The organism is Flammeovirga sp. EKP202 (genome assembly GCF_014534745.1).
Lineage (GTDB): Bacteria > Bacteroidota > Bacteroidia > Cytophagales > Flammeovirgaceae > Flammeovirga.
Window position 1 is genome coordinate 169,717 of sequence record NZ_JACVVP010000003.1, and the last position, 18,827, is coordinate 188,543.

Consider the following 18,827-nt stretch of genomic DNA (forward strand, 5'->3'; position numbering starts at 1 on the left):
GAGGACATTTTATTAAAACATCTTTCTATATCGCAAGTGTTAAGCCGATAGGCGCCACTTGTGATGACAAATTGGCGAAGTCTCCTGACTTCGAAATGAATGAAAAAGTGGTGTTTTTTCGAAGTCGGGAGACTTCGCCAAAGAAAAGTTCCAAGTGACGCTATCGCTTAACACTTGAAACATGAATTTTGTAATAGTCTGAGCTTTTAATAAGATGCACTTTTGTTTATCAAAACCTCCCCAAAACAACTCACCACAATCCCTCCTTCATTCACAATCCCAGGCATAGCCGTACTCGAATACGCAAACCTAACCCATTTCGGATTTTCGATAGGAGAGACCAAAATAATTTGATCATTTTCGATACGGATCGCTGTAGCCCATTGGGAAGTATTGGTGTTTCCGACTTCAAAATGTTGGATATCAGAAGAGGTGAAATGAAGGCCTTTTCCATGTTTGAAAGTGATATGAATGTGCCCGTTGTAATCCGTGAAGATGCGGTCAACAGTAGGCGAAAATACTTCTTTGGTGATCAAGCCGTAGGTGTCTTTTAATGCGATGTAGGCAAGACGTTGTCCAACTGGCTTTTTGTTGGTAGGGTGGATATCATCTAGGTTAGCAACATCTGAGATGACGAGCATTTTTGAGTTGTTGATGATTTCTGAAGCTCTTCTTTGTTCGTTACGCAGTTGACCAGCGTTGACAGAGGAGGCATACTTGTAAGGAGCAATCTGTACAAAATACAAAGGGAGATTGCGGTCAAATTGTTTCCTCCAAGTTTGGGCAAGGAGTTGTAATTTTTCGGCGTACAGTTCAGGGTATTCTACATTGGCTTCGCCTTGGTACCAAAGTAGACCGCTGATGGTGAAATCTTTGAAAGGAGCAATCATTCCATTGTATAAAAGTCCTTGTTCAACAGGGCCCCAAGGGTTGGGTTTGTGTTTTTGTGAGGAAGCCCAAAGGTCTTGGTCTTGTTGTAAAGCATCTTTTGGAATCCATGTTTCTATGGGTGTTCCTCCCCAAGAAGTGGTGATGATGCCTATGGGCACCATTAAAGTATCTTTGAGTTTTGTAGCGAAGTAATAGGACACAACACTGACGTGAGGCATGGTTTTAGGCGTCATTGTGAGCCATTCACCTTTTACTTTAGTGTCTTTTTGGTTGGAGTCATTTCTTTCTGCTTTAAAAATTCGGACAAAAGGCTGATGGGCATTTTTGATTTCTGTACTATCGTTTTTCAGTCCGGCAGAAGCAGTCCATTCCATATTGGACTGTCCAGAAGCCAGCCAAACCTCTCCAATTAAAATGTCTTTGAGTGTGATCTTATTTTTTCCGTCAATGGTGATTTGATGGGTATCAAAACTGCCTTTGGGTGTAGGGAGTTTTAGGGTCCAAAATCCTTCTTTGTTGGATTTGGTTTGTACTTGTGTTCCCCAACTGCTGTTGAGTTGAATGTTGGTATTGGGTTTTTCCCATCCGAAAATGTTGACCGTATCGGATTGTTGTAGGATCATTCCGTCGGAAAAAAAGGAGGGGAGTTCTAGGGCGTAGGCGCCTTGGAATGTGAGTTGGAGGAGGATAAGGAGTAGGTGTTTTTTCATTGGAGTAGTTTGATATATAGTTTATTTAATGTGCAATATTGATAGGGACTACTTTCAAGCATCCGTCTTCTTCGTTTTTGACTTGAAACAAAAAGAAGCAAAAAATTCAAGACTTAGAAGTCAAAAGCTAAATTTTCTTCCATTCGCCTCAATGATTTTAAACTCTCTTCGCTCAAACAAGAAAATCATTTTAACCGGCCCCTTCTATATTTTTTCCTCATCTAATAATTGAAGCATCTTTTCGGCGTATCTTTTTCCCAATAATCGCACTCCTTCACTAGTAAAATGAGCATTGTCGTCTTGTGCTTCACACCCTTCAGAAGAGATTACATGTGCTTGTTTTAATAAAGAAGGTATAGTTTGAATGACTTCATTCATACTAGCTTCCACACCGCCTTGTTGTTGGTCTACTAATTCGCCGACTAAGAGCGGGGTCTCCTTATTTAGGGCAAGGTCGGAGATTAAATCAAGGTAAATTTTCTGAACATATTCGGGCCATTTTTCTCGATCCGGAGTGCCATTGTTGGTTTCTCCCTGATGGAGTACTATTCCTTTGATCACACCCTGTTGTTGTGCTAGTGAAGCAAATTCCACAAGGTGTTGATAAGGATGGTTTTGATACGCTGAAATTTTGTTTCTAAACCATTGGGCAGGATCATAGGTGTCAAAATAATGTTGGTATTGATCCTTGTCAAAAAGACGAATGTCACAGCCGGCAACCGCCACATTGATAATGCCTACTCTGATACTATCGGGGAGGGATTTCACTAAAGTATTGACGAAACTATTAGACGGTGATAACCCCACCTTTTCATTGTAATAACAGTTGGCTAGTGGAGGTAAGGCTGTGTACCATTCTCCTTTTTTCCTTTGAAGCTGATCACAGTCCATTGTTTGTAAAACAAGGGCTCTGTTATCAACCTGTCGATCTTCTTCTTCAATTGGAGCAAAACCTTCCATATTGGACTGTCCAATGCAGAGGTAGATATGGAAATTAGGGTCCGATGTCGTCGTGTGTTGTCCCTGTGTTGTGTTTCCCATCAACATGATTGTACAGTTTAGTAATAGAAAAATGCCCGTATTAATGCCGAAGAAGTTCATATTGTATTGACGATGATATTGTTTATTATTTAATATGTGGTGCTGTACGCGTAGGGGCGGTCCTACGTAACCGCCCGATGAACCACCACAAAAATCATAAGTTTCATGCTTTACAATGCTACTTTTTTTAATTTTTTATTGAAGTTTTTGATGATCTTCAATGTCGCCTTATCCGTTTGATACACCGAGTACCAACCCTGATACTCATGTGGAGGATCACCAATAAGGTCATCTCCTGTTTTCCAGATCGAATGAGGAGCAGAAGGACGGCCTTCACCACCCCAAGCCCAGAAATTACAGCCTGCAAAAGTGTTATTACCTTTCTCAACAGCAGTAACTAATTCGTTGAAAATGGTCGCATAATATTGATTTCTGATGGCTACAGTACTAATGTCACTATGATCATTTTTATCTCTTGAAATACCAAACTCCTCCAATACGATGGGCTTGTTAAGTTGGTTGCCAACGGCAATATGTTGTTGGATGTACTGTTTCGCTTTCGCTACAGCGGTATCATACGTTCCTTCCACATTATGAGGATCAAACCACCCCCAATTTTGTACCCAGATATGGAACGTCATATAATCAATATCGTCTGATAAATGATCTTTTTCGAAGTCAGTACCAGAGTTGGCACTTGGCGTATAGCCTTCAGAACCTGTTGTGACCATATGATTTTGATCCAAAGACTTAATAAACTTAGCCGTAGCGTTGATCCATGTGACTAATTGAGTTCCTCTAAGGATATTTTCTGGTTCATTGGCAAGCTGCCAAGACATGATTGTAGGATCGTTTTTGTAGGCCTTTTGAGTGATTGAATTTGTTCTATTTACTACTTTTTGAATGGCGTTTTGAAAGAGTTTTTGTGCTTCTACGTTTTCATAAAAGTGGCTAGCATATTTGCCATACGTATGCCAATCACCGTTTTCAGCCGGAGGAGGGAATGGAATGCTACCACCCTTAGTCCATTTGATGTATTGAGAAAAACCACCAGACCAAGGCCAGAAATTATTCAAGCAAACCACAGCTTTCATTTCTCTTTTCTGCATTTCAACCAAAAGAAAATCAAGCCCTTTCAACAATTCTTCATTGAACTCTCCAGGAGCTGATTGTACAGTAGGTTGCATGCACCAAGGTGTATCTTTATCACCTTCAGAAAGAGCCATAATACGCAGGTTTTTTACACCAATTTTTTCCAATCGATCAAGCTCACGTATTAAACGAGGCTTATCAAAAGCACCTAAGTTCATGCCATACCAAAAGTTGGTGCCAATATAATGATAGGCTTTTTGGTTGATCACAAATTGACCGTTTTTCACCTTTACAAAATCATCTTGAGCATGAATTTGCAAAGCAAAAAATGACAGTAATAGCGTTAATATTTTCTTCATATAGTTTCGTAATTATAATAGAGGAATAGATCGTGTAGTGTTGTATGCACCATAGTTAAAACTATAGGCAGGTGATCAACTAACCTTTCCAATACTGAAGTCTTGAAGGTTAAAAGCGGAAACATCACTTTAGTGTTGTTGGAGTTGGTATCACTAGCCCAAGACTTTAGCCATGGTGCACGTTGTATCAGTATTTTTAAAAACTACTCAATACAATCACTGAGTGAGCAGGAAGCTGAACCACACCACCTTCTTTCAAATCAAAGTTGATGTCTTCCAATACAGGTCTGCCCATTTCTGTATTCAGTTTATATTGATCTGCAGTGTATTTTAATTGCTTTAAAACAGTAGATTTTTTGATTGGAGCATTCACAAATACCTCTTGAGGAGTTGCTGAGTTGTTGACCATCATAATGGTATAGTTATCTTTCATTTTACCCGTTGTCATACGCACTCCTTCCGGCAGGTTGCTATCCATGTTTAAGATATCCATGCCTTTTGGGAAGAACTTACACAACCACGACCAAGGGTAGAACCAAGGACGGATATTTTCATCTTCCGGTCTGTCGATTAACTCACTACCAAGAATATTCCAGCATCCCCAACGCTTCAGTTGATTGATCTTGCCTAGGTCATCTTTAGTATGCATTGCATCATCCAAATCCCAAGCAATCATCCCTTGAGCACCGGCGTTCATTAATTGAATAACTGCATCTGTCATATCAACGCCGTACTGATAAGTATATACGGCCATTTGAGAATCATAAATAGAAGCATAACCGTCTTTCTTTGCCGCTTCTACATTCAGTTCTTGTTGTTTTGTACCCCAATCGTCTTTCACACCGATTTCCCCCACAAAGAAACGTTTCCCTGTTTTTTGTACCTCAGGCATATCTTTGAGCATGTGCATAGATTCCGCCGCTTTGCCATTTCTTGTATTTTCAGTGCCTAAATAAGTGTGGATTTCATAAGCACCGATGATAGTATCAATGTCGGCAATGGTTTTTGTAACCCAATCTTCACCCGTATACTCAAATCCTTTCTTAGTGTATTGCGGTACAGTACCAGGGCCTGTTATCGTCAAATATTGATCTAAACCTCTTTTTTCAAATTCTTTCTGTAAATCAATCACACCTTGTTTCCATTCCGAATAGTTACCATCTGTAGAAGCCCAATCGCCATTAGGTTCGTTGATATGATTATAATACTTGATGCAAGTGTACCCTTTCTCTTTAATAAGGTGCTCTACATATTTCCCGATCATCTCAATCCACTGCGGATCATAAGCATTTTCAAGTTTATTGATTTTGGCATTTTTGGTTTCTAAATCATGTACATGAAACGGTGTGCCCCATTCTCCAAAAACAACATCTACATTTCTCGATTGACAATAATCCAATACCTTATATAAAGTTTTCATTTCAGGATTATCCACCTCAAAAATCGGATTCCCTTTTTTATCTCTTCCTTTATAATACCTCCAATTGGCTTGGTCCAATACCCTCATCGTTTGAGGTTGCATGTAGTCCAAACGTTGATAAAGTGTATCCCATTTTGCAGGAGTGATGATGTCTCCCCATTCAGCATTAGGACCGTCCGCATGAGGGTAAGCAGCCCACTGGATTCCGTTCCCTATAAAATTTTGGCTAATAAAATTGTCGGTTTCAACTTCTGCATAATACTGATGTTGCTCTTTGGGAGTACACCCCCAAAAGCTACTAGCTATTAATCCAGAAAAAATAAGTTGCGATAATAGTTTCATTTAGAATATAAGTCGGTTGCTATCAAAAAATTTCATTTCAAAAAGGTTTACAATGTTATTCATATTGTGTTGTAAAACTTTCACCTGTGCAATATCTTTAACCCGTAATTAAAGTTATAATTTACTTCAAAAAAGTATAATACATAAACAGAAATGTATTATAAAAATCTAGAGGTAAATTAATTTGAAAATGAAAAAAAGTGGAATGTTCACATGTGTTTGCAATGATTTTTGTTTATAAATCACTGTTTTTTAGATGTTTGAGTGTTTTTTAAGCGCTGTTTTTAATTTTTTAGGTTCATAATTGTCATTTAGCGATAAATAAAATTCTGATACTTTATTATCTATTAGTTGTACTATTATGAATGTGATTTTTTGAAAAGTGTATCGTCTACTATTATTGCTATTGTATTGACGACGACAACAGAATTTTTTATTAAATGTCTCAAGTGAAAGCTCTCACTTGTTGATAGAACACATTTATTACTATTCAATGAAATGAAAGGCATACTCTATTCAAGACAAAAACTACAAGTAGTTCTGTCGATCATTCTGACATTCACCTCGCTGACACTTTTTGCTCAGGAGAGGGTAGTAAAAGGTAATGTAACCTCAGAGGACCAACCGCTAATTGGTGCCAATGTATTGATCAAAGGTACGTCAATAGGAACTTTGACAGATTTTGATGGCAACTTTACATTGACAGTTCCTGATGATAATACCACACTAATCTTTTCTTATATCGGTTTTTTAACTGAAGAAGTTTACGTTGGAACAAAATCAACAATAAACATAGGTTTAAAAGAAGATGCTGAACAATTAGAAGAAATTGTGGTAGTGGGTTACGGTACCATGAAGAAAAGTGATTTAACAGGTGCAGTTAACAAGGTACAGATGGATGATATTCCTCAGCGACCAGCAGCCAATGTAGAACAATTATTACAAGGTCAAGCAGCAGGTTTACAAATCACAAATTCTTCAGGACAACCCGGAAGTGATGTATCTGTAAGATTAAGAGGTTTAAATTCTTTTAGTGTAGAAAGTAGTCCTCTTTTGGTTGTAGATGGTTTCCCTATTGGCAATGCAGGTAACCTAAAACAAATTAACCCTAATGATATTAAGTCGATTGAAGTGCTGAAAGATGCATCTGCGGCAGCGATCTATGGTTCAAGAGGTGCCAATGGTGTGATCATGATTACAACCAAAAAAGGTACTGGGGGAAAAATGAAGGTCGATGTAAATTCTAGAGTATCAGTAGCAACACCTCCAAGTAATTATAATGTGATTACAAATCCAGCACAATTTGCCCTGATTGAAAATGAGGGAAGAGTAAATGCGGGGTTACAACCGTTTTATGTAGGAGAAACATTCCAAGGAACTTATTACCCTTCGGTAGGTGAAATAGCAAGTGGTGCTTGGGGATCATCAACAGATTGGGCAGATTTAGTATACCGCAATGCGTTGGCACAAGACCATAACGTATCGGCGAGTGGTGGTAGTGAAAACACCAAATACTATTTCTCTTTAGGGTACTTGGCACAAGATGGTATCAATATCGGAGATGATTATAGAAGATATAATATGAGAGTATCTTTGGATCAAAAAATCTATAGAAATTTAACAGCTGGTGTGAATGTTATTTATAACTACACTAACCGTAATGCAAATTCAACAGCAGGAATTGGTAGATCACCAGTATTCCCAGCTTACAATGAGGACGGTTCTTACTTCTTTATCGGTGCTCAAGATTTCTATCACCCTATGGTGTGGGCCAACGAGGTATTGAACAACAGTCACGGACAAGATTTCATCACCAACATGTATTTGAATTTGAAAATCATGGAAGGTTTGGAATTAAAAACAACAATGAACGTGAAGTCAGGGAATAGCATTACAGACCAGTATGAACCAATAGGGAAAACATGGAATGGTGCTGAGTTTGTTGGATATGGATCACTTTCAAATTACAACGATCTTGATTTATTATCTGAAACGTATTTCAATTACTCTAAGAGTATCAACGATAAACATCGTATCAGTGCTATGGCAGGCTGGAGTGCTCAACGTTTTACAAGTAAAACAAGTGCATTGACTGGTAGAGGTTTTGTGAATGATAACTTAGCAAATCAGGATTTAAATTCGGCTGAAAGCAGTGCAGTCTCTAATGGTTACTCATCAAGTCTTTTATTATCAGGTATTGGTCGTTTGAATTATGTTTACGATGACCGCTTCTTGATTACTGCAACAATGCGTGCGGATGGTTCTTCAAAATTTGGAGCCAATAATAAATGGGGATACTTCCCGTCAGTAGCTGTAGGTTGGAATGTGCAGAATGAGGCTTTCTTGAAAAACTCAGAGGTTGTTTCTCAATTAAAGCTTAGAGCCTCATGGGGACAAGCCGGAAACCAAGGTTTACCAGCATATAGAGTCAATGAACGTTATGGAACAGGTCGTTACCCTACAGCAGCAGGCGATGGGACATTCTCTACAGGTTTTGGTCCGGGTCAGTATTCTTATTCGTCAGATGGTGTATACAAAACATGGCAAGGTATGGCGAATCAGGATTTGAAATGGGAAACAACGACTACAGCCAATGTAGGTGTAGATTTGGGATTATTCCAATCAAAAGTAATGTTGACAGCTGAAGTATACCATAAATTAACAAGTGATCTTTTAAGAACAGAATTTATTGCTCCAAGTGCAGGCTATGATTTAATATGGGTCAATAACGGTGAGATCAAAAACACGGGTGTTGAGTTGACTTTAGATTTAGCTGTAATAGAAAAGAAAGATTGGGATTGGAGTGTGAAAGGTATGATTTCGCATAACAAAAATGAAGTGGTAGATACTGGTGGAACGTCAGATTTTGAATGGTTGGGAGGTACTGTAGAACAATTCAGAACACCGATTACTACAATTCAAAAAGGACAACCTATCGGAGCGTTCTATGGCTACAAAACAGACGGTATTATTCAAACTTTTGAGGAAGGATTAGAAGCAGGTCTTACAGGTTCAAGAGCAAGGCCAGGTGAAATCAAATATGTAGATATTAACGGTGATGGTGTAGTAGATACTAAAGATAGAACGGTGATTGGAGATCCAAACCCTACATTTATCTATAGTTTCAGTACGAAGTTAAGATATAAAAATGTTGATTTTTCTGTATTGTTTACCGGTGTACAAGGCAACCAAGTATTCAATAATACGAAGTTTAGTGGAGCTGCTTATTTACAACGTTGGACACCTGACAACCCTAGTAATGAGTACCCAAGCATGAACAGTTCAAGAGCGTATGAGGCTTCAGATTATTGGATTGAAGATGGTTCTTATTTAAGAATACAAAACATCAATATCGGTTATAATTTCAATAGTGAAAATATTAAATGGATGGACAGATTAAGAGTCTATACATCTATTGATAATCCTATTGTATTCTCAGATTTCCAATATGGATATGATCCAGAAGTTGGCGCAGATGGTATTCACTGGGGTAACTACCCAATGCCAACTACTTACTCTTTAGGTTTGAACGTGTCATTTAAATAGTAGAGTGAAATGAAATTAACAATCAAAAATATAATACTATCGGCTGCTGCTACATTGGCATTTACAGGTTGTAGCCTTACCGAAGAACCAAAAGGGTTCTTATCCAATGAAAACTTTTATAAGTCAGCCGCTGATGGAGAGTCGGCACTTGCTTATGTTTATTCAGTTAATACAGATATTGAATATTACTCTCGACACTTCATTATTGCCACAGAAGTACCAACAGAAACACTCACCATCAAACCTGATGCAGGGGCCGATCAACATGCTTTGGATCGTTTAGAAGTGTTGAATAACAATCAGATTGTAGAAGATATGTGGCGTTATCCTTATTTGGGGATTAACAGAGCCAATGCCGTGATTCAGAACGTGCCAGATATACCGGATATGGATGAAACACGAAGAGCAGAAGTAATTGGTGAAGCCAAATTTTTAAGAGCATTACACTACTTTAACCTTGTACGTTTTTTTGGTGATGTTGTCATTAGAGAAGAGCAAGTGTCATCAAAAGACCAGGTAAATAAAGGTATTTCTTCGATGGAAGAAGTATATGATTTTCTTCTTAAAGATTTAACAGAAGCAGAAGCAGTACTTTCAACACAAAGAGCATACGGCCGAGCGAATAAAACAGCAGTTTGGGCGCTCTTATCTAAAGTGTATTTACAATTAGCCTCAGCTAAAAATACAGGCGTGACAGGGTACGAATGGGTAAGCAATGCAGATGAAAATTATACAATGGCTGCTGATTATGCCAAGAAAGTCCTTCAAGAACAATCAGAGTTTACGTTCGAAAATGACTTAATGGAAACATGGAATGTCAGCAATAGAACGACAGCTAAAGAGCAGATTTTCGTTGCAGCATCGGATAGAAATGGATTGATTGAGGGAGAATATACAAAACTTCCAATGCTATTTATGCCTTGGGCTGAAGGTGTACCTGAAATTATACTACCTAATGGTACTTCAATACCTGGTGGTGGTTGGGAACACCTTTGGATTGAAGATGATTTTGTGGCAAACTATGATGAAAATGATCGTAGAGGAAGCTTAGAAATGATTGTCAATAAAGTCACGCTTCCAGGAGCTGGAGATAATGGTGAAGATAGAGAATTGGTTTACCCAGGCGGAGGACTTCAATCCACTTTCCCTATGAAATTCTTAGACCCAGATATGGTTGGTCAGCAAGCTACTTGTGATACACCAATCCTAAGATATACAGATATCATGATGGTGTATTGTGAAGCCTTAGGACCTAATGCAGAAACGTATGCATTGATGGATCAAATCAGAGGAAGAGCAGGTTTATCTCCACTAGCAGGAGGAATGAGTCTTCAGGAATTCAGAGAGTATATCCTAGAAGAAAGAGGTAGAGAGTTGGCATTTGAAGGAAAACGTTTATTCGACCTAAGACGAACAAACAGTATGGAAAGAGTATTGGGAGGTGAATACGGAAAGCCAATGACTTCAGGTGTATATTATTTTGATATTCCATTGATTGAAGTGGATACAAACCCTGAGATCAACTAGATATACTGTTATTTAAGTGTCTTGCTGATCATTAAAAAATTAGTAATACACAAATGACGCAATCGCTTAACATTAGTGCCATTGGAATACTTCTCTCTTAGTTGAGTAGTATTCCCCTTGGCCTTGAAGGGAAAAGCGTTAAGAACTTCATGAAATGAGCCGTTAAAAATGATTTTGCTGTTTGAGCGCAGCGAGTTTAAAATCATTTAGGCGAGAGGAATGGAATTTAGCTTTTGACTTCTAAGCCTTGAATTTTTTGCTTCGTTTTTGTTTCAAGACAAAAATGAAGAGGAAAGATGCATGAAAGTAGTCCCTTTAAAAGTTGATGAGAAGCGTCATTTAATAGTTTACGATTGATTAAACACATAATCTATTCGACAAAATTTCAAGCTTTATGAAAAATATTAAAAACTTCATTCTATTCGCTTGCTTAATGGGGGTATTGAGTTGTCAACCCAACAACCCCAATGAGATTTTGACAAGTGAAAGAGCTATTATTTCTTACTTTATTGATGGTATTCAAATTGGTCCAGCAGAGATCAATAGAACACCCAATGAAAGTGACTTTACCATCTTTGTAATTGATGGAATGGATCTTACAAGTGTTACTCCAGTGATTGAAGTTTCTTATGGAGCCACTATTTATCCGGCTTCGGGTGAAGCAGTGGACTTATCATCTGGAACGTTTACTTATCAAGTCACTTCAGAAACAGGGTCCGTTAGAGATTGGGTATTGACTGTAGAGTCATTTGATAATAAACTACAAGGTAAGTGGAAAGTAGGTAAACCTATGGAATTCCATTACTTTATCGGTGAAGGCGAAAGCTGGGGCTGGGAAGGTGTAAAGGATGTAGAGTGGACACTACCAGGAGCAGGAGCTGCGACAGACAATGAGTTAGAGTTTATGACTGTTGGGGTAGATGAAGTAGGTAACCTTTATGGTACAGGTAGTTATACTTCAGGAACTGATGGCCAATTCGAAACATTTGTTTTAGAAGCAGCATGTTTAGGACCAGACCTTGATTATGCACCATATTATGGAAGAATGCCTCAAGGTGAATTTGATTGGGTATTGAATTTAGCGAACAATACAATCGTATTAACTCAAGATGGAGTGACAGACACAACACTTCCAATTGAATGGGAAGACACTGAAGATTACTCCATATTCCAATTGGCATTTGAACCTCAAGCTTACGAGTTAGGTTGGCAAGATTGTAATTACAATGAGTTAGAATTAAACTTCGGTAAAAAAGTTTGGTATACAATCGTACGTGAAGGTACAGAACTTCCTGATGAGGAAGAGGAAGAAGATAAAGATCCGGTGATTCCAGAGTACTCGCCAATTTCATTAAATGGTGATTGGGGAATTGAAGACATTGGTTTCTGGCCAGGTGGAGACGCTGGTATCTGCGATGATTATGATAATATTTTACGTTTCAGCAATGAATCATTCGATACCTCAACAGGTATTTTATCAGGTGATTTCCAATACTTGGCAGGGGCTGACGGCATCCTCACCAACGGAAACGGTACTGATTGGGTAGTTTTCCCTGAAAGCGGAACATTCGAATTGAAGATTCTTCAAAACCCAGATAATACAGATAGTAGAGAATTCTGGACAATGAAATTTATTGCTACTGACGGTACTGAACTTGAAGTGCCAAATGCTGTAGAGGGCAGTGGAGCGGATAACTTTACTTTAAAATTCAACGGCGGTTTTGCAGGAAGTGACCAAGAAGCACACTGGTACAAATTCGCAAGAAACTTTGTAGGAACTAAACCATGCGATGGTGAAACTCCTGTTGATCCAGAACCAGATCCAGACGGTATTTTCCCTGAGGGAACATGGACTGCACGAGAAGGTGTATTATTAAACAATTATTATTGGAACAGTGATGAAGATCAAGGGCACCAACGTTATGGTGATTCTCAAGCTGCCGATAATGATGTAATCACTTTCTCTGAAGTAGTACAAAATGATCAGGTATACACTGGTAAAATCACTGTAAACTACGGAGCAGATGGGACTTTTGATGTAGGTGAATATACCATCAAATCAGGTACTTTTACTTACACTGTAACAGGTGAAGAATGGGGTGCTCCTGTAGGAAATATGGTGATTAACACTGAAGAAGGTGGAACTATCACTTATTCTAAAACAAACCTTTGGAACTCTAAAGGAGACTTCGATTTCCAACTCAAATTCAATGTTGATGGAGTAGGAGAGGTTTACTATAGAATTACAGACAAGTAATTTCAATAAAGAGTTAAAGAGAGATTAGGGAAGTAAATCTAGTCTCTCTTAACTAAACATTTCATACTATCGGGCGCTATCCAATGTTTTGGGTAGTGCCTTTTTGTGTTTCAAAAAAGTATTGATTATCAATGAGATAGTATGTGATTAAAGCACTAAATTCTAAGATCTTGTGACTAGGAACATTGAACCGTATAAATGGTTCATCACTGAAATAAATTATTACTTAAGGATTTGGATGAATGCAGATAATGTAATTGGTACTTTTATGAAGAATGATATTGGTTATAAAAGTGGTCCGTGTAGTGGTTCGTGAGACGCAAAGCATTGCGTCTCTACAGGAGGATACTCCCACTTGATATGGATTGCTAAATTGAAAAGATATTGTTATGTAGAACCACAATGCCTTGTGGCTCACGAACCACCATAAAAACCACTTTAGGAACTCAATTCTTAAATACCTTATTTACACTGTCAACTAATTTACTTATACTTTTTGTTGTAGAAATCAGGAGATTTCTGATGATCTGTAGGACACGAATGACGCTTTCGCTTAACATTCGCGCCAGTGGGTTGGAAGTAGAACCTCGAAAGATGATGATAAATTAGTTTTCAAAAAAACCTTCACCAACTCCTTCTTAAATCAACTAGCACATGAAATGTATTACTACTAAGGTTCAATTTTTATTGATGACCTCTCTTCTTCTTGCACTTTGCAATATAGAAATCAACGCTCACCAAAGAGTATTTCTTTCCGATTGGGAACAAAGCACCTTAAACTTTCAAGCCAGTAACAATGCAAGTTACACCACCGTCAATAATCCCAGTCAAGATGCAGTCAACTCATCCTCACAAGTAGGAAAGTTTGTATCTACAGCTTACCAATGGGATTTTCTTTCATTAAATCTCTCAGAAAAAATTGATTTTGAAACCTATCCTGTTTACAAACTCAAAGTCAGAACATCGGCGGTTGGAACCATAATGATGAAGTTTGAAGATGGTCCTTCGGGAAGTTATGTAGCGAGGTATGCCACCCCATCAACCACTAATCAATGGGAAGAGCTGACGTTTGACTTCTCTGGAATAGCCAATGGAAACTATGGAAAAATGATCATTACTTTTGATTATACTTCCACTACGGCTGGAGTGGAATGGTATTTAGATGACTTTGTAAAAGCAAAACAGAACATTGATACCACTCGTCCAACACAACCACAAAGTTTATCCGTTACTAACATTTCCTCCAAAAGTGTTTCTCTACAGTGGAATGCTTCCTCTGATAATGTGGGAGTGATAGGTTATGTGATATATAAGGACAATATAGAAATTGGTCGTTCTAACACCACTTCCTTTGAGGCAGCACAACTCAATGCGAATAGCAATTATACTTTTACCGTTAGTGCTTATGATTTGGTGGGCAATGAATCAGGGAAAAGCAATACTGTCAATGCTACAACCCAAAACATGGGTAATGGGAACTTTATCTCCTCTGTCAGTTTGCAGAAAACAAGTATGAACCTCTATGATGATTTAGAAGTGGACATTCAATTGACTGCAAGATATTCAGACCCTTACAATCCCAACAACATCAAAACGGATATGGTTCTGATCACTCCTAGCGGAAAAGAGTTGGTAGTCCCTTGTTTTTATTACTCAGGTGTTTCTAGAAATTCTCTTTGGAAAGGAAGGTTTACACCTCAGGAAACAGGACAATATCAGTTGATGGTCGATGTGGAAAAAATACAAAATTCACAACGTTCAGGTGTTTATACTTTCACGGTCAACAATTCTTACAACGATGGTTTTTTACATACCAATCCTGCTTCTTGTTATAATCTTAAGTTTGATTCAGACCGAAAGTTTAGAGGAATAGGAGAGAATTTCGCATGGGAAGCCCGTTTGGATTTAGGAGATGACCAAACTTTCACCTACGATTATTTCTTTCAGCAGATGAAAAGCAAAAATGCCAATTTCATCAGAACATGGATGTGTCCTTGGAACCTTCCTTTGGAATGGAAAAAGACAGACTTTGGAAGGTATACCGATGGAAATGAAACTTACAATATATCTGCAATTGCTCGAATGGATTGGATGTTGGATCAAGCTTCTCAAAACGGAATTTACATCATGCTGACTTTGGATTATCACGGAGCACTATTAGAAGAGCCTGACTATTGGGGAGGAAATAATTATTGGGAGGATCATAATTATTACTCCGGAAATGGCGGTCCAATCTCTGATCATAAAGCATTTTTTACGAATGAAAGTGCCAAGCAACTTTATAAAAACAGATTAAGATACATTATAGCAAGATGGGGTTATCATACAAATATTGGAGCCATTGAATTATTCAATGAGGTAGACAATTTGATACGTGATGAAAACTTCAATGCCAATGACATCGAAGCTTGGCACAATGAAATGAGTACTTATTTAAAATCCATTGATCCTTACAATCATATTGTAACCACAAGTATCACAGGAGCGGAAATCAATAATATGTTTCATCAACCCAACTTGGACTTGATACAAAGCCATCCTTATGGGCCAGTAGAAGGAGTGATTTCAGCTATTCAAACCTTTACAGATCGTTACAATAAACCTTATGTAGCAGGAGAATTTGCAGAGGATTGGGTAGCACCGACATCTCAAACGATGGCTGACTACCAAAAGTCATTTCATAGAGGATTATGGACCGCATTATTTCAGCCAACACCCATTTTACCTATGACATGGTGGTGGGAAGATTTTACCTATGAAGGTTTTAATGATGAATTAACTTCTGTATCAGCTTATTCTGACATAATGCTTCAGGCCATGAATGATCAAGAGCAGACATTGATTCTCACAGGTAATGATAATATAGATAAAATGGGAGTGAAAGCAGGAGATAAATTATTCGCTTATTTTTACAATAAATCAACCACAACACGATCTCCAAACATGACTATAAGCGGGGTGGACAATGAACTTTATTACGTGACTTCTTTTAATACGACCACAGGAATAATGCAAAATGAAACCTCTGTATTGGGAAGTAACCGACAGCTTGTGATTGGCCTTCAAAGTTTACAAGCAGGTAAGGACATCGCTTACATTATTCAAAAAGGGAGCTATTATTTATCACAAAGCAACCAAAGAAAACAGTTTTTAGAACAGGCTGATCAGCTCAAAATATACCCCAATCCAAGTACAGGGATTATCAACCTAGAAAAGCCAGAAGATTACCATCATTTGACCATTTACACGGCATTAGGAAGAGAAATTTTATCGGTTGATTTAGATAGTGCTCGTGAAAAAATATCACTCAACGATCAAGAAAAAGGAGTGTATTTATTGAAGTTCTTTGATGTTAATGGCAATGCAACAGTGCGTAAAATACTACTCAATAAGTAAATAGATAGTAGATTAGTAAACTAAGCTTTCGAATATTTATGGCATTTAGAAATCGGGAGATTTCTGATGATCTGTAGGACACGAATGCCGCTAACGCTTAACATTCGCGCCAGTGAACTTTCTACCAAGTTTGTTTGGTAGTACTCCCCCGGCCTTGAAGGGAAAAGCGTTAAGAATTTCATGAATCGAGCCGTAAAAAATGATTTTCTTGTTCGAGCAAAGCGAGTTTAAAATCATTTAGGCGAGAGGAATGAAATTTAGCTTTTGACTTCTAAGCCTAGATTTTTTGCTTCGTTTTTCATCAATGGAAAAATGAAGAAGAAGGAAGCTTGAAAGTGGAACATAAAAGCTTGCAGAAATGTTGAATAAAATTTAATGAAAACTTAGTTTACAGATTAGTATAATAATATAAAAAAGCCTTCAAGTATGTACTTGAAGGCTTCATCTATTGCTCGTGTCTAGTATTAGTATGTGATATTGTTGGTTGTGCTTAGCGGCGAGACATTTTCAATACTTTCTTTTGTACTTTAGAAATATCTTCACCAGCAAGCATTCCAGCTAAAATAGCCTTATTGTAAATTTCGATAGCCATGTCCGTAGCACCGTTTAGTGCTAAATAATCTCCTTTGATCTCTAAGTTTTCAGCATTTTCGTTAATCGCAATTGATTTTTCAATCCAAACATAAGCTTCACTTAAGTTGGCTTTCAATTCGATACATCTGTCAGCTGCATCAGCATAAGCTTCCCAGTCAGTAGCTGTTGCATTTTCAACTGCAGCACGTAATTTGTCAATCTCGTTATCTTCGTTATCAGTAGGATTAGCGAAAGAAGGATTTACAGTGATGATTGCAAATAACGCTAGAACTAAAAGTTGTTTTAAAGATTTCATGACTATATATATTTTGTGTTTTCTTGTATCATTTAATTACATTTTACTTAATACTAAAGGCTTGCCAATTTAAGTTAAGTAGCTGATATTTAAGTTTTTGTATTGTATTTTTCATCTTTTAAGTGTAATTGTAACATAAATATTATTGCGTATTTGAACAATCTGTTCGCAACCGATCACTTTTTCATGTTTTGTTTGAAATATTATTCTGTTTTAGTCTTGTTGTTTACACTTATTTAAAATAATATTCTATTATTTATGTAATTAACCTTGTTTTTATTTTGTTTTAGGTTTTAATGTTTTTCCGTTTTATTGAAATGTATTGAAAGAGATGGATTGTTATTATTAAAATTGTAATTTATAAGGTGTATTTTTGTGAATAGTGAAAAAATATAATTTATATGAGCTGTATTTTATCAAATCATTTAATTATTATCTTTTTTGAGTTGTATTAATATAATGTGTACGCTTTTGAAATATGCTCATTAAAAGTATATGATAGATTAATTTTTTTGTGTCAAAAATCAAAATTGGAGGGATCATTCTTATAGAATAATTTGAGCATTTTTCCCTTTTTTTTACTATATTCTAAACAAGTAATACTACATACAGTTTTAGCTGTTATAGGAAACAAAATTATTACCCTACCACTAACTCGACACATAAAATGAAAACTACTATCTATACTCTATTATCATTTTTTTTGGCTTCTTGTAGTTTGATTAACTTCAATGTAGCTCCCGAAGATTTAAACATTGACTACACAACCTCTGAGGCTCTTTTATTGAAGCCCTACGTAGATAAATATTTGAAGGAAGCATCAAAGAGGGATGTACGGTTTAACCATAAATCAATTGAGTTATCCGTTGAAATAGGAGATGAGAAAGATGTTTTAGCCAAAGCATGTTTTTATTGTAGGCAATTGGTAGTTTATAATAACACCAAAGTCTGGAATGAAATGCAAAGCCGAGATTTTGACGTGAATTATGGTGTAGGATTAAAACTGATTGCTCATGAATTAACTCATACGTTGCTCAACACAGATCATAGAGGCTATAAAGGTGAAACGATGAGAGTATTCCTAGACGATGAACATGAGGAGGCTCTACTTAGCGTGATGACACAAGGAGACAACGATGTTCCTGATTTGAGTAATGCGGAGTTATCAAACTTATGGGAGCAATATTATTGGGATGAGTTATTTGAGATTATTCCCACAAATAAGGAATTTGAGTTGAATTGATTTTAATTCGCTAATAAACACGTCTACTTATCTTTGAAAAGAATAAGTTCGATTGAAAAAAATCAATCGAACTTATTTAAACCTTATTGCATTGTAAACTAAGTTTCATTTGCC

10 protein-coding genes are annotated in these 18,827 nt (G+C 37.2%); 5 read left to right on the forward strand and 5 right to left on the reverse strand.

Annotation, left to right across the window (positions count from 1 at the left end; translation table 11 throughout):
• Positions 1-206: 206 nt before the first annotated feature.
• From IC221_RS02835 to IC221_RS02850, 4 genes are all read right to left on the reverse strand, one after another.
• Positions 207-1,601 carry a sialate O-acetylesterase gene (locus IC221_RS02835; RefSeq protein WP_188167508.1) on the reverse strand — a complete coding sequence of 465 codons (1,395 nt, stop codon included), beginning with the start codon at positions 1,599-1,601 and terminating at the stop codon, positions 207-209.
• Between the two features lie 204 nt (positions 1,602-1,805).
• Positions 1,806-2,642, reverse strand: coding sequence for a sialate O-acetylesterase (locus tag IC221_RS02840; RefSeq protein ID WP_223241272.1), 837 nt, complete (start codon positions 2,640-2,642; stop codon positions 1,806-1,808).
• Between the two features lie 170 nt (positions 2,643-2,812).
• A complete protein-coding gene (locus IC221_RS02845; protein ID WP_188167510.1) occupies positions 2,813-4,093 on the reverse strand; it encodes a glycoside hydrolase family 2 TIM barrel-domain containing protein in 1,281 nt (426 codons plus the stop codon).
• Positions 4,094-4,289: 196 nt separating this feature from the next.
• On the reverse strand, positions 4,290-5,855 hold the full coding sequence (locus IC221_RS02850) for a hypothetical protein (RefSeq protein ID WP_188167511.1): 1,566 nt from the start codon (positions 5,853-5,855) through the stop codon (positions 4,290-4,292).
• Positions 5,856-6,353: 498 nt separating this feature from the next.
• Here IC221_RS02850 and IC221_RS02855 point away from each other — a divergent pair, with 498 nt between their 5' ends.
• The 4 genes from IC221_RS02855 (at position 6,354) to IC221_RS02870 (ending at position 16,581) form a co-directional block, all read left to right on the forward strand.
• On the forward strand, positions 6,354-9,401 hold the full coding sequence (locus IC221_RS02855; RefSeq protein WP_188167512.1) for a TonB-dependent receptor: 3,048 nt from the start codon (positions 6,354-6,356) through the stop codon (positions 9,399-9,401).
• Between the two features lie 9 nt (positions 9,402-9,410).
• Positions 9,411-10,928 (forward strand): RagB/SusD family nutrient uptake outer membrane protein, encoded by a 1,518-nt coding sequence (locus tag IC221_RS02860; protein ID WP_188167513.1) that lies wholly within the window; start codon positions 9,411-9,413, stop codon positions 10,926-10,928.
• Between the two features lie 394 nt (positions 10,929-11,322).
• Positions 11,323-13,185: a hypothetical protein gene (locus IC221_RS02865; protein ID WP_188167514.1), complete on the forward strand. Its 1,863-nt coding sequence runs from the start codon at positions 11,323-11,325 to the stop codon at positions 13,183-13,185.
• A 654-nt stretch (positions 13,186-13,839) separates the two neighbouring features.
• Entirely contained in the window at positions 13,840-16,581 is a 2,742-nt protein-coding gene (locus IC221_RS02870; protein WP_188167515.1) for a T9SS type A sorting domain-containing protein, read from the forward strand.
• 490 nt (positions 16,582-17,071) lie between these two features.
• On the opposite strand, the gene IC221_RS02875 is transcribed toward IC221_RS02870, so the two are convergent.
• A complete protein-coding gene (locus tag IC221_RS02875) occupies positions 17,072-17,470 on the reverse strand; it encodes a hypothetical protein (protein ID WP_188167516.1) in 399 nt (132 codons plus the stop codon).
• 667 nt (positions 17,471-18,137) lie between these two features.
• On the opposite strand from IC221_RS02875, the gene IC221_RS02880 reads away from it, so the two are divergent.
• Complete coding sequence (locus IC221_RS02880) at positions 18,138-18,713, forward strand: hypothetical protein (RefSeq protein WP_188167517.1); 576 nt, start codon at positions 18,138-18,140, stop codon at positions 18,711-18,713.
• Positions 18,714-18,827 lie beyond the last annotated feature (114 nt).

What these genes read in the sequence shown, in the direction of transcription:
- IC221_RS02835 (WP_188167508.1), bottom strand. Translation starts at nt 1,601, where the DNA reads ATGAAAAAACACCTACTCCTTATCCTCCTCCAACTCACATTCCAAGGC.
- IC221_RS02840 (WP_223241272.1), bottom strand. Translation starts at nt 2,642, where the DNA reads ATGGGAAACACAACACAGGGACAACACACGACGACATCGGACCCTAAT.
- IC221_RS02845 (WP_188167510.1), bottom strand. Translation starts at nt 4,093, where the DNA reads ATGAAGAAAATATTAACGCTATTACTGTCATTTTTTGCTTTGCAAATT.
- IC221_RS02850 (WP_188167511.1), bottom strand. Translation starts at nt 5,855, where the DNA reads ATGAAACTATTATCGCAACTTATTTTTTCTGGATTAATAGCTAGTAGC.
- IC221_RS02855 (WP_188167512.1), top strand. Translation starts at nt 6,354, where the DNA reads ATGAAAGGCATACTCTATTCAAGACAAAAACTACAAGTAGTTCTGTCG.
- IC221_RS02860 (WP_188167513.1), top strand. Translation starts at nt 9,411, where the DNA reads ATGAAATTAACAATCAAAAATATAATACTATCGGCTGCTGCTACATTG.
- IC221_RS02865 (WP_188167514.1), top strand. Translation starts at nt 11,323, where the DNA reads ATGAAAAATATTAAAAACTTCATTCTATTCGCTTGCTTAATGGGGGTA.
- IC221_RS02870 (WP_188167515.1), top strand. Translation starts at nt 13,840, where the DNA reads ATGAAATGTATTACTACTAAGGTTCAATTTTTATTGATGACCTCTCTT.
- IC221_RS02875 (WP_188167516.1), bottom strand. Translation starts at nt 17,470, where the DNA reads ATGAAATCTTTAAAACAACTTTTAGTTCTAGCGTTATTTGCAATCATC.
- IC221_RS02880 (WP_188167517.1), top strand. Translation starts at nt 18,138, where the DNA reads ATGAAAACTACTATCTATACTCTATTATCATTTTTTTTGGCTTCTTGT.